General features: G+C 60.1%; 10 protein-coding genes. 6 read left to right on the forward strand and 4 right to left on the reverse strand.

The genetic code is table 11. The features are described from left to right. Nucleotides 1-121: 121 nt before the first annotated feature. Complete coding sequence (locus BB029_RS28105) at nt 122-2665, forward strand: autotransporter outer membrane beta-barrel domain-containing protein (protein WP_065941703.1); 2544 nt, start codon at nt 122-124, stop codon at nt 2663-2665. A gap of 12 nt (nt 2666-2677) precedes the next feature. Here the strand turns inward: BB029_RS28105 and BB029_RS28110 are convergent, their stop codons facing one another. Further along, nucleotides 2678-4084 (reverse strand): amino acid permease, encoded by a 1407-nt coding sequence (locus BB029_RS28110; RefSeq protein WP_065941704.1) that lies wholly within the window; start codon nt 4082-4084, stop codon nt 2678-2680. A gap of 67 nt (nt 4085-4151) precedes the next feature. Then, nucleotides 4152-5186 carry a histone deacetylase family protein gene (locus tag BB029_RS28115; protein WP_065941705.1) on the reverse strand — a complete coding sequence of 345 codons (1035 nt, stop codon included), beginning with the start codon at nt 5184-5186 and terminating at the stop codon, nt 4152-4154. 121 nt (nt 5187-5307) lie between these two features. Between BB029_RS28115 and BB029_RS28120 the strand changes: the two genes are divergently transcribed. The 3 genes from BB029_RS28120 to BB029_RS34075 all read left to right on the forward strand — a co-directional run bounded on the left by BB029_RS28120 (nt 5308) and on the right by BB029_RS34075 (nt 9954). Next, nucleotides 5308-5799 carry an Lrp/AsnC family transcriptional regulator gene (locus BB029_RS28120; RefSeq protein ID WP_027606753.1) on the forward strand — a complete coding sequence of 164 codons (492 nt, stop codon included), beginning with the start codon at nt 5308-5310 and terminating at the stop codon, nt 5797-5799. A gap of 186 nt (nt 5800-5985) precedes the next feature. Next, entirely contained in the window at nt 5986-8148 is a 2163-nt protein-coding gene (locus BB029_RS28125; RefSeq protein ID WP_065941706.1) for a TonB-dependent siderophore receptor, read from the forward strand. 312 nt (nt 8149-8460) lie between these two features. Further along, a complete protein-coding gene (locus BB029_RS34075) occupies nt 8461-9954 on the forward strand; it encodes a methyl-accepting chemotaxis protein (protein ID WP_065941708.1) in 1494 nt (497 codons plus the stop codon). 82 nt (nt 9955-10036) lie between these two features. On the opposite strand, the gene BB029_RS28140 is transcribed toward BB029_RS34075, so the two are convergent. Further along, nucleotides 10037-11005 (reverse strand): OmpA family protein, encoded by a 969-nt coding sequence (locus BB029_RS28140; RefSeq protein WP_065941709.1) that lies wholly within the window; start codon nt 11003-11005, stop codon nt 10037-10039. Between the two features lie 267 nt (nt 11006-11272). Here BB029_RS28140 and BB029_RS28145 point away from each other — a divergent pair, with 267 nt between their 5' ends. Both BB029_RS28145 and BB029_RS28150 read left to right on the forward strand, forming a co-directional pair. Further along, on the forward strand, nt 11273-11986 hold the full coding sequence (locus BB029_RS28145) for a hypothetical protein (protein ID WP_065941779.1): 714 nt from the start codon (nt 11273-11275) through the stop codon (nt 11984-11986). A gap of 230 nt (nt 11987-12216) precedes the next feature. Further along, nucleotides 12217-12837 (forward strand): response regulator transcription factor, encoded by a 621-nt coding sequence (locus tag BB029_RS28150; protein ID WP_027606758.1) that lies wholly within the window; start codon nt 12217-12219, stop codon nt 12835-12837. Here BB029_RS28150 and BB029_RS28155 read toward each other — a convergent pair. Continuing rightward, a complete protein-coding gene (locus tag BB029_RS28155) occupies nt 12834-14480 on the reverse strand; it encodes a hybrid sensor histidine kinase/response regulator (RefSeq protein ID WP_065941710.1) in 1647 nt (548 codons plus the stop codon). The two genes, BB029_RS28150 and BB029_RS28155, sit on opposite strands and share 4 nt — an antisense overlap.

The following is a 14480-nucleotide window of genomic DNA, read 5'->3' on the forward strand; positions in this document are numbered from 1 at the left end:
CCGGTGTTTTCGAACAGGTAACCCGTCGTCCCTGATCCGTATCGCGTCACGTTGTCATGGTCTGGCCTGCACCGGCCTTTGCCGGTGCCGGGGCAACTTTCCCCTCGCACGAGGATGGATCATGCGCTCACGGACTCTGACCCTGCTGTACCTGATTGCCTTGGCGACGTTGCCGCCCGCGTCTTACGGGGCGTGCACCATCAGCAACACCGCCGGCGATGACCTTTCTTCCTGCGACAGCGGCACGGCACCGGGCTTTACCGACAACGCGGGCAACAACACCCTGAACATCAGCGCCACGGGACGGATTACCGGGAATGTCACCTACGGCGCCGGCAACGATCTGGTGGATGTGAACGGGCCGAGCGCCGGGATCGACGGCAACCTCAACCAGGGCGATGGCAGTAATATTTTCCGGCTCAACCTGGGCAGCATCACCGGCAGCGTCAGCCAGGGCTCGGGGGCAGATGTAGCGCAGATCAGCGGCGGCCAGGCCGGCGCCGTCAGCCAGGGCGCAGGCGTCGACAGCTACGCCCAGAGCGGCGGCACCATTGCCTCACTGGCCCAGGGCGATGGCCTGGACACCTTCAACATGAGTGGCGGCACCATCACCGGAGCCTTCGAGGATGGCGACCAGGCCAAGATGAGCGGCGGCACCATCGGCCGGGTCGACATGAAGCTCGACAACAACCTGTTCGATATGTCGGGTGGCAGCATCATCGCCAACCTGGTAACGGGCTTCGGCAACGACACCATCCTGATCTCGGGCTCGGCCTTTATCGGCGGCAACATCAGTGTCAGCGGGGGCAACGATCACGTGGCAGTGTCCGGTGGCGACGTCAACGGCCAGATACTCCTCAGCTTTGGCAACGATGACTTCGAATGGACCGGTGGCAACCTGCATTCGTTCGTACTGCTGGGCGCCGGTGACGACACGGCGGTGCTGCAAAACCTGGTCAACACCCAACTGGCCGCGGCGCAGTTGATCGACGGTGGCCTGGGTATCGACACGCTCACACTGGACAATACCAAGGCCGGCGATCCGGGCCTGTTTCCCAACTGGGAAAACATCCGCCTGGACAACCAGTCGCAGCTGACCCTGGGCGGAACGCTGAAACTGGGTGACAGCGCCACCGGTACCGGTAGCCTGACCATCGACGGAACCAGTGAACTGTTGATCAGCACCGGAGTGATCGACCCGTTTACGGCCGGCCAACGGGTGAACGTCACCAACAGTGGCACCCTCAACATGACCACCGGCAACACCCGGACCAACGACACCTTGACCATCAATGGCAATTACACCGGCGACAATGGGCGGCTTGCGCTGCAAAGCGCCTTGGGTGCGGACGATTCCCCCAGCGACAAACTGATCATCAACCAGGGCACCCTCGCCGGGACCACGGCCATCAGTGTCACCAACCTCGGCGGCGCGGGTGCGGCTACCCTGCAGGACGGCATCCAGGTGGTGCAGGCCCTCAACGGCGCGTCTGGCAGTGGCAGCGCGTTTACGCTGGCCGGGCCTGTATCAGCCGGGGCGTTCGACTACTACCTGTTCAAGGGCGGCGTAACGGCCGGCACGGCAGAGAACTACTACCTGCGCTCGACGATCCCCGTGGTGCCGCCTGACCCGGTGATAATCGTGCCGTTACCCACTCCGGTTCCCGGTGAACCACCGCTGCCGCCCAATCCCGGGACCAAACCGATCCCTATTTATCGTCCGGAAGTGCCGATCTACGCCGCGCTGTTTCCCGCCGCGCAGCAACTCGTGCAGGGCATGCTCGGCACCTTTCACCAGCGCATGGGTGACCAGAGCCAGCAACTGCACAGCGGTGCATTCACCTCAGGTTGGGGGCGGTTCTACGGCAGCAGCTCGCGTCAGGGCTTCACCGGGACGGTCAGCCCATCGCTCGACAGTTCGGTGACCGGCTTCCAAGTGGGTACCGACCTGTATGCCAGCACCTACGACAATGGCCTGACCCAACGCAGCGGGTTCTTTGTCGGCCACAGCACCCTCAAAGGTAACGTCAAAGGCTTCAACGGCGGCTGGCAGGACAAGGACGCCGGCAAGACCACCTTGCGCGGGGACAGCCTGGGGATCTACTGGACGCTGATCGGCGCCAACCAGGCCTACCTCGACCTGGTATTGATGGGCACCCGCTTCGATGGCAATAACGAGTCGGATCGTGGCGTGAAGATGGACACCCATGGGCACAACGTCACTGCCTCCGCCGAGGTCGGCTGGCCGTTTGCATGGGTGGCTGACTGGGTGGTTGAACCCCAGGCACAACTGATCATCGGCAGGACCAGACTGGATAAGCAAAACGACGGGATCTCCGACGTCGCCTATGACGCCGACACCAACGTCACCAGCCGCCTCGGGGTGCGCCTGCGTGGCGACTACCGGGTGCGTGGCATGCCGCTGCAGCCCTACGTCCGTACCAACGTCTGGCACAGCAGCGCCGGGCAGAACACCGTCACCTTCAACGGTGTGACGGCCATCGACACCGAGCAGAAGTCCACCACCCTGGACCTGAGCGCCGGCGCCACGCTGAAGGTGGCCACGGGCATCAGCCTGTACGGCGAGGTGGGCTACAACCGCAACCTGGGCAGCAACACCTTCAACGGCCGCCAGGGCACATTTGGCCTGAGAATGGAGTTCTGAGCACCCCGTGAATCACCTGTGGTCGGGGTTGACCACACCGGCCGCCTTGAAGCGTGAAAACTGAAAGGCAATGCCCAGCCAGATAAACCAGGCCGGCATCACGCACAGCGCCAGGCGTGTATCCGGCCGCAACGCCAGCAGGCACAACACGAAGACCAGGAATGCCAGGGAAAACCACGCCATCGGCACACCGCCGGGCATCTTGTAGAGAGACCTGGCGTGCAGGTCCGGGCGCTTTTTACGGTAGGCGATGTAGGACGCGAGGATGGTCGACCAGGTGAAAATCACCAGGATCGCCGACACCGTCGACACAATCGTGAAGGCGGTCATCACTTCCGGCACCACAAACAGCAACACCAGGCCCAGCAGCATCAGCAAGGTGGTGAAGGCCAGGCTGATAAACGGCACGCTGCTTTTCGACAAGCGCCCAAAGATACCCGGCGCGTCCCCCAGGTCGGCCAGGCCGAACAACATGCGGCTGGCGGAGAACACCCCACTGTTGGCCGACGATGCCGCCGAGGTCAGCACCACGAAATTGACGATCCCCGCCGCAGCTGGAAAGCCCGCCACCAGGAACAGTTCCACGAACGGGCTTTTGCTCGGCGACACCTGTTGCCACGAAGTGACCGCGATGATGCACGCCAGGGCCAGCACGTAGAACAGGATGATGCGCAGCGGAATCGAGTTGATCGCCTTGGGCAAGGTCTTCTCCGGTGCTCGGGTTTCGGCGGCTGCGGTGCCGATCAGTTCGGTGCCGGCAAAGGAAAAGATCGCCATCTGGAAGCCGGCGAAAAAACCGAACAGGCCATTGGGAAACGCCGCCTGTTTGTCCAGCAAGTGGCTCACGGAGGCCGTGACCCCGGTGGGCGAGACAAACGAACTGGCAATCAGCACCACGCTGACACCGATCAGGGTCAGCACCGCGATGATCTTGATGATCGCGAACCAGAATTCCACTTCGCCGAACAGCCTGACCGTCAGCACGTTCAACGCGAACAGCGTCAACAGCATGCCCACCGCCGGCATCCAGGCCGGCACATGGGGGAACCAGTACTGGAAAAACCCGCCGACCACCACCGCGTCCCCCACCACCGCCACGCTCCAGCTCAGCCAGTACGACCAGCCGAGAAAGAATGCCGCACGCGGGCCCAGGTACGCGCCGGCAAAGTCAGCAAAGCTCTTGAAGTTGAGGTTGGACAGCAGCAGCTCACCCATGGCGCGCATCACGAAGTACACGAACAGCCCGATGATCATGTAGATCAGGATGATCGAGGTGCCGGACAACGCGATGATCTTGCCGGAGCCCATGAACAGGCCGGTGCCGATCGCACCGCCCATGGCCATCAGCTGGATGTGGCGGTTGTTCAGGGTGCGTTGCAACGCAGGCTTCTCACACAGCCCGGACGTGGTTGTTTTCATCACAAAACCTCTTGTTATGTTTTTGAGTTTTGGCAGAAAAAAGAATCGAGCGAGTGTTGTTATTAGGTCAGGCAATCTTGCTTTCGAAGCCGTGCAGAACGTTGACGGCGTTGATGCCGATCTCGTCGACCATGTAGCCGCCTTCCATCACGAACAGCGTCGGCACGCCCACGCCGGCGATGATCTCGCCCATGCTGAGGAAGTCCTGGCTGTCGAGGAGGAAGTGGCTGATGGGGTCGTCCTTGAAGGTGTCGACGCCGAGGGAGATCACCAGCACCTCGGGGGCGAAGTGTTTGAGCTGCTGGCAGGCGTGGATCAGCGCGGTTTTGTACTGGCCCCACGTGGTGTTTTTCGGTAAGGGGTAGTTCAGGTTGAAGCCCTCCCCGGCACCTGCGCCGCGTTCGCTGTCGGCGCCGGAAAAATACGGATAGGACACCGACGGGTCGCCGTGCAGGGAGATGAACAGCACATCCGCGCGGTCGTAGAAAATATTCTGCGTGCCGTTACCGTGGTGGAAATCCACATCCAGCACCGCCACGCGCCTGGCGCCTTGGGTGATGGCCTGTTGCGCGGCAATCGCGGCATTGTTGAGGTAGCAATAACCGCCCATGTATTCGCGGGCCGCGTGGTGCCCCGGTGGGCGGCACAGGGCGAAGGCGCTGTGATGGCCCTCGTCGATCAGCGCCAGTCCGGTGAGGGCTATGTCCGCGCTGGTCTTGACCGCCTGCCAGGTGGTGGCGGTGATCGGCGAGCCGGCGTCCATGGCGAAGAAACCCAGCTTGCCGTCGATAAAGTCCGGCACCTGCCCATTGGCCAGGTCGCGCACCGGCCACACCAGCGGCAGCGCGTCATGGCGGCGGCCGATGGCGGTCCATTCGGCCCAGGCGGTTTCGAGGAAGCTGACGTAGCGCTCGCTGTGGGCGTTGACGTAGCAGGCGCGCTCGAAGCTGCGCGGCACGATGATATCGCCCAGCCCAACGTGCCGGACGCGGTCACGCACGGTGTCGGCGCGGCTGGGTTGTTCGAATGAGGGCTTGAGCACGCCGTCCTTGAGTTCGGTGCCGTGGTGCAAACGGTGGTCATCACTAAAAACAGTCAGCATTTGGATACATCCGCCAGAAAAAGACAGGGTCTATTTTGTTCTGGATGAGCAGGGCTTTCTTTGCTTTTACTTCTGACACTGATAGCTTTATCGGGTGTTTTTACCCTGGTTACAGCCAAATATGAAAAATAAAACCAAGCAGGTCGTTCTGGACGACACCGATCTCGCCATCCTCGCCCTGCTGCAGGAAGACGCGAGTATTTCCAACGCCCAACTGAGCGAGCGCCTGGCCCTGAGCCTCACCCCTTGCTGGCGGCGGCGCAAACGCCTGGAGGAAGAAGGCGTGATCAAGGACTACCAGGCGAACTTGGATCGCAAGTTGCTCGGCCTGGACATCATGGCGTTTGTGCATGTGCGTTTTGCGATCCACACCGACCATGCGCCGGATGCGTTCGAGGCGGTGGTCAAAGAGCTGCCTCAGGTGCTGGCATGCCACAAGATCACCGGCGACGCGGATTACCTCTTGCAGGTGCTGGCGGAGGATCTGGACAGCTACAGCGAATTTGTCGAAAGCGTGCTGCGACGGCAGCTGGGGATTGCGTCGATCCAGTCGAGCCTGGCGCTGCGCGAGGTGAAGGCGACGAGTCGGATGGCCATTCCGAAGCGCGATTGAGCACGCAAAAAAAGAACTCGCCGACGGCAGGTAATGGCCAAAAGCCTGCCCTGCAGATGTGAAAAATTCGTTAACTAATTCTCCCCAAAGACTTTTTCCGACAGATTTAATCTGTCAAACTAATGCGAATAATTATCAACAGATTTATTATTCGCCAAGGACGGCACTTAGGGGAGAGTCCGTTCCATGTCTGTGCAACAACACGGCGGTAAAGGTTTTACACCCAGTCTGATCGCTTTGGCGGTGTGTCTCGCCACCTCGCACGCGGCCTTCGCCGCCGACGCTGAAACGCCTGCAACCACGTTGGAGCTTGGGGCCACCCGGATCTCCGGCGAGCAACAACTGGGCGAAACCACCGAGGGCACGCAGTCCTACACCACCGGCGCGATGAAAACCGCGACCAAACTGCCCCTCACCCTGCGTGAAACCCCGCAGGCCGTTACCGTCATCACACGCCAGCGCATGGATGACCAGGCAATGACCAGCATCAACGACGTGGTCAATGCCACGCCTGGGCTATTCCTCAACTATTCCAGCGGCCCAGGCCGGCAGTCCTACACCTCACGCGGTTTCGACATCGACAACCTGATGTACGACGGCATCCCCAGCGGCTACAACGGCGTTTCCGTAGGCGCCCAGCCGAACCTGGCGATGTTCGACCGTGTGGAGGTCGTGCGTGGCGCCACCGGCCTGGTGACCGGTGCGGGCAACCCGTCGGCGGCCATCAACCTGGTCCGCAAGCGGCCGCTGGACGAACAGAAAGTCACCCTCACCGGCGCCGCCGGCAGCTGGGACGACTACCGTGGCGAGCTCGACGCCTCCAGTCCGCTCAATGACAGCGGCACCTGGCGCGGCCGGGTGGTCACCTCCTACCGCGACGCCAACAGCTTCATCGACAACGCCGAGTCCTATCACGGCCTGTTCTATGCCGTCACCGAGGCCGACCTGAGCGAAGACACCACACTGACCCTCGGCTTCTCGAACCAGAAGGACAAGACCAACTACTTCTGGGGCTCGTCGATGATCGGCCAGGACGGCCATCACCTGGACCTGCCGCGCTCCTACAATCCCGGTACCGACTGGGAGAACAAGGACCAGGAAATCAACACGGTCTTCGCCGAACTGCGCCAGCGCCTGGCCAATGACTGGAAGCTTCAGGTCAACGCCAATTACGCCGAACAGAACGCGTTGTTTTCCGGTTCCTACCAGTCGCGCTGGGTCAACAACACCCTGGCGCGCACGGTCTACCAGGCCGCCTACGATGAAAACCAGGCCGGTGTCGACGCCTTTGCCAGCGGCCCGTTCCAGGCATTCGGGCGCACCCATGAACTGGTGGTGGGCGCCAGCCGACGCATCTACGACATGACCACCCACAACTACAGCCCCTACGACACCAACTGGCCCCTCACCGCGGGCAAACCGGACTTCGTCCACACCACCAACGACCGTGAAGTCACCACCCAGGACGGTGTCTACGTGACCACGCGCCTGAGCCTGGCGGACCCGTTGAAGCTGATACTCGGCGGGCGCCTGGACTGGTATGACTACGATGCCCATGGCAGCAATGACGGCGACTATCACGTCACCCGCAACCTCACCCGCTACGCGGGGCTGATCTACGAGCTGGACGATCACCACTCGGTGTACGTCAGCTACAGCGACATCTTTACGCCGCAGAGCGCCAAGGACACCTCCGGCACTCCGGTCAAGCCGATTGTCGGCAAAAACTACGAGGTCGGCATCAAGGGCGAATACCTGGGTGGCGCGCTGAATGCGAGCGTGGCGCTGTTCCGTGTCGACCAGGAAAACCGCGCCACCCAGGTGACCGTGCAAAACTGCCCACAGACAGAGTGCTATGAGGCCTCCGGAGAGATTCGCAGCCAGGGGATCGACTTCGAACTGCAAGGCGCGCTGACCGAGAACTGGCAGGTCGGCGGTGGCTACACCTACGCGCGTACCCACACCATCAAGGATGAAGCCAACCCGCAGAAGGTCAACAAGCAGTACGACACAGACGTTCCGGAGCACCTGTTCAAGCTGACCACCCGCTACAACTTCCAGGGCCCGCTGGAGAAACTGCGCGTGGGCGGCAACATCTCCTGGCAAAGCCGCCTGTACAACGACGTCAAGCTGGCTGACGGCAGCACCTACCGCCTCCAACAGGGCGCCTACGCCGTCACCGACCTGATGGCCGGCTACAAGGTCAACGACCACCTCGACCTGCAGCTCAACGCCAACAACATCTTCGACCGCCGCTATTACTCCAGCATCGCCAACTCCGTGAGCTATGGCGGCGACGCCTACGGCACCCCACGCAACATGATGCTGACGGCCAAGTACAGCTTCTGATCCACCTGGCAAAAGGGGGTCCTAATGTGGGAGGGGGCTTGCTCCCGATAGCGGTGGGTCAGTCAAGAATGCTGTGACTGTGCTACCGCTATCGGGAGCAAGCCCCCTCCCACATTGACCCCGCTTGCCACCAGGAATGTGTTCTGCCCCCTCCGAACGCGTTCGCGCTTAAAGTCCCCTCCCCCAATGCCGATAAGCTTTTTGCTTCCCTGCACCTGCAAAGTGCCTGATACCGGCTTTGCTCTGTACCCGCGGGCCGTAGTGGCACGCCGCATGCTTTGATCCTTGCCAGACCACATGGAGTAAGAGTGAATGCCCGCACGCGCACGTTTCCTGGAGCACTACCGCAAGGCCGACCGTATCATGCTGGCATTGATCTGGCTGATGACGCTGTTCTCCGTCGGGCTTGCGTTCTGGCACGACACCCTGACCCAGGCGATTGTCGTCGGGGGCGGTACCAGCACGGTGCTCACCGCGCTCTACCGCGCCATCGGCGGCACACGGGTGATGCGTTGCGCATTGGGCGCGGGCTTGATGGTCATGGCGGCGCTGCACATCAACCAGGCCCAGGGTGTGATCGAAGCACACTTCGGGATTTTCGCGCTGCTGGCGGTGCTGACGTTCTATCGAGACTGGCTGCCGATCCTGGTGGCCGCCCTGACGATTGCCGTGCACCACGTGGTGTTCCATGCGTTGCAGCATCAAGGCTTCCCGGTGTTCGTGATGGCGCATCACGGCGGTTGGACCATGGTGTTTGTCCACGCCTTCTACGTCGTGATGGAAACCATCGCCCTGCTCTACCTCGCGGTGAACAGCCAGGCCGAGGCGGTGGAAAGCGAGGAAATGCTGGAAAAAATGCTCGCCGTCACCACCCAATTCACCGTGGACAGCGCCAAAGGTGAAGGCAAGGTGCACGTCTCCCTTGCCAAGCGCTTTGACCATTTCCTGCAACAAATCACCCACCTCATCGACGGCGTCGCCCGCGACTCCCACGGCCTCGGCCAACTCGGCCAGGAACTGGCCCACGCCAGCGGTACCCTGGAAAAAGGCGCTCGCCACCAACTGGCCGAAATCGCGCAAATGACCGACTCCATGCAGCGCATGGAAGACGCCATGGGCCACATTACGGTGCACGTCGAAGAAGCGGCTGAACACGCGGGCGTCGCCAGCCAACAAATCCTGCGTGGCCAGGAAAGCGTCGGCCGCGCCCAACACGAAATCACCCAACTGGCCACACGCCTGGAAGGCACCCACCACACCGTCCAAGGCCTGGCGGTCCAGGCCGAACAAATCGGCTCGGTACTGGAAGTCATCAGCAGCATCGCCAACCAGACCAACCTCCTCGCCCTCAACGCCGCCATCGAAGCCGCCCGCGCCGGCGAACAAGGTCGCGGCTTCGCCGTCGTCGCCGACGAAGTGCGCAGCCTGGCGCAACGCACCGCCGTCTCCACCCAGGAAATCAAAACCATCATCGAAGGCCTGCAGCAAGGCAGCCGCCAGGCCGTGGAAGCCATGCACGACAGCCGCCAGGGCGTGGAACGGTGTGTGGAGGACAGTCAGCTGGCAGTGGAAATGCTGCGAGCGGTGGGCAATGACATTACCCAGATCGATGCGCTGAATGGACGGATTGTCTCCACCACACGCGAACAGACTTCGGCGAATCAGGCGATTGTCGGGCGCTTGCAGTCGGTGCAGAGCATTGCGCAGAGCACGGCGGAGGATGTGGAGATGTTGGCCAGGAGCAGCGAGCAGTTGCCGCCGATTGCGGTGCGGTTGGATGCGTTGGGGCGGCGGTTTCATCAGTGATAGTTTGGGGCTCGCCATCGGCCGGAAGCCATCACGGGTCTCGTCTTGACGGCCCGGGCCGCCCCTGGTCCTGAGCGTTCGCTTAGTCTTGCTTGACCAGCTCGACCCTGCGTTTTTCAGCTTTGCCTGCCTCGGTGGCGTTGTCGGCCACCGGGTCAGCCTCGCCAAATCCGGCCGCAGATAACCTCGCTGCGTCGATGCCCTTGGCGGTGATGGCGGCCTCGACGGCCTTGGCGCGGCCGTATGACAGTGTCTTGTTGTGCGCGGGATCACCGGTGTGATCGGTGTAGCCGTTAATGGCCAGTTTCAACGACGTATTTTGCTTGAGTAACAACAACACTTGTTCGATCTGTGGCTGTGAACCCGGAAGGATGCGGGTCTGGTCAGTCGCAAAGTTGATGTGCAATGCCACCTTGCCGGTTTTATCTATCTGCGCTTTCAGTTCACTGGCCGGCAACAGGCTGGCCGTTATTTGCAGCGGTTTGGTTTCGGCAATCAGCAGGCCGCCGCCGAACGCGTAGCTGCACAAATGAATCCAGATATCGCGGTCGGCGCGATGGATAACAAACACCTGCGCGGCGTTATTCCAAATGTCCCCCAGGCCACTGTTGTATTTGAGCGCGAAGTCCCGCGGCCATTCTTTGATCTTCTGGCCTGGGTCTTCCGGAATCCTGCCATCGAAGATCTTGCTGCCGCCCAACGAGGACACGACGGACTCGAGGTTGCGTTGCAATTCCAGGTCGGAGAACGCCTTGCCCTGCGCGGCGTCGATATGGGCTGACCAGACCTTGCCTTCTACCACTGCCAGGCGATCCCCGGTCCAGAAGGGTACCTGATCAAAGTCGGAGACATCGGGCGCGGTGGCGATGACATATCCGTCGGGAAGGGCGATGTAGGGAAAGGCGCCCAACGGCACGTTCGACACCTTAAGGCTCGCGGCATCGAATACCGTGTTGTCTGGTCCCTGCTCGAATGACGAGGCTTGAACACTCAGCCCCAGGGTGACGATTAAAACCAGGGTAGTCGCTGCTGTTTTTTTCACTAACGTCATGTTATTCCCGCAAATCCTTAGCACCCAGGGTGATGGTCGAGCGGATAAAGGGTGCTGCTGTCGTTGGCTGCTTATAAAACCGGGGCTATCGAGATAACTCAATAGCACAGCTGCCCTATTGCATCGCGCGTTAGCGCTGGATCACAGTTGTTCGCGCTCTAACAGGTCTTTTCTACGCTATTCGACGCTGCCGATCATATTGAACAGGGATGCTTTTTTTTGAAACCTATAACCACCAGAAAAATTGAAATGAACGCTGCGCTGGCGATGGCCTTGATCTCGCTGTTAACCACCAGCGCTACCTGGACCGAGGCAGCGGTTGGTGCAACGGCCTCCTCGGCACCGTGTACCAATGAAGCGGATTTCCAGGCCGGCACCGTTGTGGAGTCTGAAAGTCGCGACAACACCTCTGCGGTAACCAATCGTAGTAAAACCGAAACGCTGGGCCCTGAAGACTTCGCCGGGGCCAACCCGGTGGCGTCATTACACACCACGTTCATAAGCAATTCGCCGGTGTATTTGACGACCACCTTTGCGCAAATCAAGGACGGCCAGTTGATTCGCTATGGTGATCGGCACGGTGCCGGGCCTTCGTTGACCACGACCCTTTACACCCCTCCTCCCACCACGCCGCTGGATTTACAACCCGGGCAGACAGTCACCGTCAGTTACAAGAACCAGGTCGTCAGCGGCGGCACCACGCTTGAGTTTGGGGTATCAGAAAAGCTGACCTACCACGGCCGCGAAACGATCAAGACAGCACTCGGGACGTTCGAGACCTGTCGCTTCACCAATGAAATTTCCACTGGATCAACGTCCGGTCAACAACCGACCCAGAAGGTCGTGGTGCAGAATTGGTTTGCTGCCGAAGGGCCCTACCGTGGGCAATCAATCAGGTCGGCCAGCCTCTCCGGAACCAATGGAGGACAGGAGCGGCTCGTTGAAGTGGTCAAGATGCGATATGAGACGCGAGCCAACTAGGTAGCTTTATGCCCAGGCGATGAGAAGGAGGATAGCACTGCCCTTCCTGGCAACGGGTTCAAGCACGCTGTTTGTGCCGCAATTGCATCGAGCAAAATGTACTTAATTGCTTAATGGCCTTTAGTAACTAGTACAGGTGTACTAGTTCAGCTGTTCTATATCATAAGTTGTATGAGTCGGACATGATCAAAGCGTGTTTTCATTGATCTGGACGGGTTGTGCTTGCTGATATGAGTTGCCGAATTGTGGTGGCGGACGAACACCCACTTTATCGAGAGGGCATGACAGGACTACTGGAGTGCTTAATACCTGGAGCAAAAATAAAACAGGCAGGAAACCTGGAGGAAGTCTGGGCTCTCCTGAATCGCTGGCAACCTGTCGCCATGCTGTTTATCGAAGTATATTTGCCAGGGCTTTGCTCCTTGAAAGAGCTTGCAAAACTGTGCGAGGAAAGAGGCACTACTGCAGTCGTTGTTGTTTCGACAGTCGATGACAGCGTGGTCATTACCCGAGTGATGGAGGCCGGCGCCAATGGTTTTATTGGCAAGAACATTTCAGCCGAAGAGGTACGTAACGCCATCAACGATATTCGTAACGGCCAAGTAGTGGTCAAATACGAACCGGCCGAATCGCCATCATTTGAAAGTGATCACGCGATGGGCAAACTGACGTCGCGGCAGCGGGAAGTCTGGCATTTGATCGCACAAGGTAAAACCAACAAGGAAATTGCCGCTGAACTGGAAATCTCTCCCTATACCGTGCGTATTCACGTGTCTTCGCTGATACGTGCCTTGAACGTACCCAATAGAGCAGTAGCCGCCGCGCGTTTCGCGGGGCGCTACACCTGCTAGTCCCGTAATGGATCTATGGGTAACTCACACTTCATTGACTTGACCTGTTCAAGCAACACGTTACGCAGTTCCGGCGGTCGCACGGGTTTGGCCAGTACCGAGATATTGAATGCGTGCAGTGATTGACGGATGCGCTCGATTTCATGCCCGGTGATGACCAATGCCGGTATCTCTTGACCCCGGAACTCGCGTATTGCCGCGATACATTCAGCCCCCGAGACCTTTGTGCCCAGGTCGAAGTCGGCAATGATGATGTCGCAATCGCTGGCCAGGGTATCCGCATCACTGTGGGTCTCGACGACGCAGCCCCATTTCTCCAGCAGGGCCTTGGTGGCCAGCAACACATTGGCGTCGTCTTCAATCAGGCATATCCGGAGTCCGTTCAGGCGCTCATGGGCGCTTTTCATCCGAGGCGCGACGACCTTTGGGGCTGCGTGTTTCAACCCGCTGATTGCCACCTGGGTGCCGCGCCCGGGCGTGGAGCGAATATGTACATCGACATTGAGCAACTGGCTGATGCGCTTGACGATGGACAAGCCCAACCCCAGGCCCTCGACATCCTTGTCGCGTGCGTGGCGCACCCGGTAGAACTCCTTGAATACGTCCGGCAGATGTTCGGCGGCGATACCACAGCCCTTATCGTAGACCACCACGGCCAAGCCCTTTGCCTGGCGTCTGACACCGATCAGCACGGGCTCTCCCGATGCGTACTTGATCGCATTGGACACCAGGTTCTGCACCATGGTGGTCAACAGCCCCCCATTGACACTCACCCAGTGCTCGCAAGGGCGCAGGCGCAGTTCAATCCCGGCCCAGCGTGCGGCCTCGGTGTTCTGTTTGACGACCTCCTGCAGCAGTGCGCCCAGGTTCACCGGTTCCGCTTGCGGCTCCAGCTTCCCGTTGTCGAGGGTGTAGATATCCAGGATCGAACGGAACAGCTGAGAGACGGTGTGCAGCGAGCGGTCGATGTTGTCCACCAGGCGCAGTTCTTCGCCGCCCAGATTCGCGTCACGCAGGCACGCGGTGAACAGGCCGATGGAGTGGATGGGCTGGCGCAGGTCGTGGCTGGCCTGGGCGAGAAAGCGTGATTTCTCCTGATTGGCGGCGATTGCCTCTTCCGACGCGATACGCGTGCGTTTGAGCAGAATGTGCGCATAGGTCGGCACGACGATGGTGGTCACGATCAGCATTAGGAACATGTAGGGCTGTGCGCGCCAGAAGGGGTTGAACAAGAAAATAACGATAAGGGTAGACAACGCGATCACGGTTGCCAGGGCCAGATAGTGTGAGCCGAAACGCATGCCATTACCCAGGGTTACCCAGAGCAGCGCGGCATAGATAGGCAATGCACCTTCGCCTCCCAGCACCATGGCGAAAGCGATACCGGTGTAGTCATGAAGCATTGAGAGCAAGCGCCGCCAAAAAAAGTGCCCTGGCCAGCGCTTGATCACCATGCGCAGGAATATCGACACCACGATGAATGTCGAGATATACACGATGATGGGCGTGTAGGCTGCGGTATCGCTGGGGCGCAGCCCGCTCAGTACGATGATGTACAGCAGCGCACAGGCGCTGACGGTCAGGCGTAACGTGGCCTGATTGAGTTCGCTGTTCTTTTCCACGCGTTCAACCTCATGGACCAT

It is taken from the genome of Pseudomonas sp. S3E12, from assembly GCF_001702295.1.
Lineage (GTDB): Bacteria > Pseudomonadota > Gammaproteobacteria > Pseudomonadales > Pseudomonadaceae > Aquipseudomonas > Aquipseudomonas marginalis.

What these genes read in the sequence shown, in the direction of transcription:
- BB029_RS28105 (WP_065941703.1), top strand. Translation starts at nt 122, where the DNA reads ATGCGCTCACGGACTCTGACCCTGCTGTACCTGATTGCCTTGGCGACG.
- BB029_RS28110 (WP_065941704.1), bottom strand. Translation starts at nt 4,084, where the DNA reads ATGAAAACAACCACGTCCGGGCTGTGTGAGAAGCCTGCGTTGCAACGC.
- BB029_RS28115 (WP_065941705.1), bottom strand. Translation starts at nt 5,186, where the DNA reads ATGCTGACTGTTTTTAGTGATGACCACCGTTTGCACCACGGCACCGAA.
- BB029_RS28120 (WP_027606753.1), top strand. Translation starts at nt 5,308, where the DNA reads ATGAAAAATAAAACCAAGCAGGTCGTTCTGGACGACACCGATCTCGCC.
- BB029_RS28125 (WP_065941706.1), top strand. Translation starts at nt 5,986, where the DNA reads ATGTCTGTGCAACAACACGGCGGTAAAGGTTTTACACCCAGTCTGATC.
- BB029_RS34075 (WP_065941708.1), top strand. Translation starts at nt 8,461, where the DNA reads ATGCCCGCACGCGCACGTTTCCTGGAGCACTACCGCAAGGCCGACCGT.
- BB029_RS28140 (WP_065941709.1), bottom strand. Translation starts at nt 11,005, where the DNA reads ATGACGTTAGTGAAAAAAACAGCAGCGACTACCCTGGTTTTAATCGTC.
- BB029_RS28145 (WP_065941779.1), top strand. Translation starts at nt 11,273, where the DNA reads ATGGCCTTGATCTCGCTGTTAACCACCAGCGCTACCTGGACCGAGGCA.
- BB029_RS28150 (WP_027606758.1), top strand. Translation starts at nt 12,217, where the DNA reads ATGAGTTGCCGAATTGTGGTGGCGGACGAACACCCACTTTATCGAGAG.
- BB029_RS28155 (WP_065941710.1), bottom strand. Translation starts at nt 14,480, where the DNA reads ATGGTCCATGAGGTTGAACGCGTGGAAAAGAACAGCGAACTCAATCAG.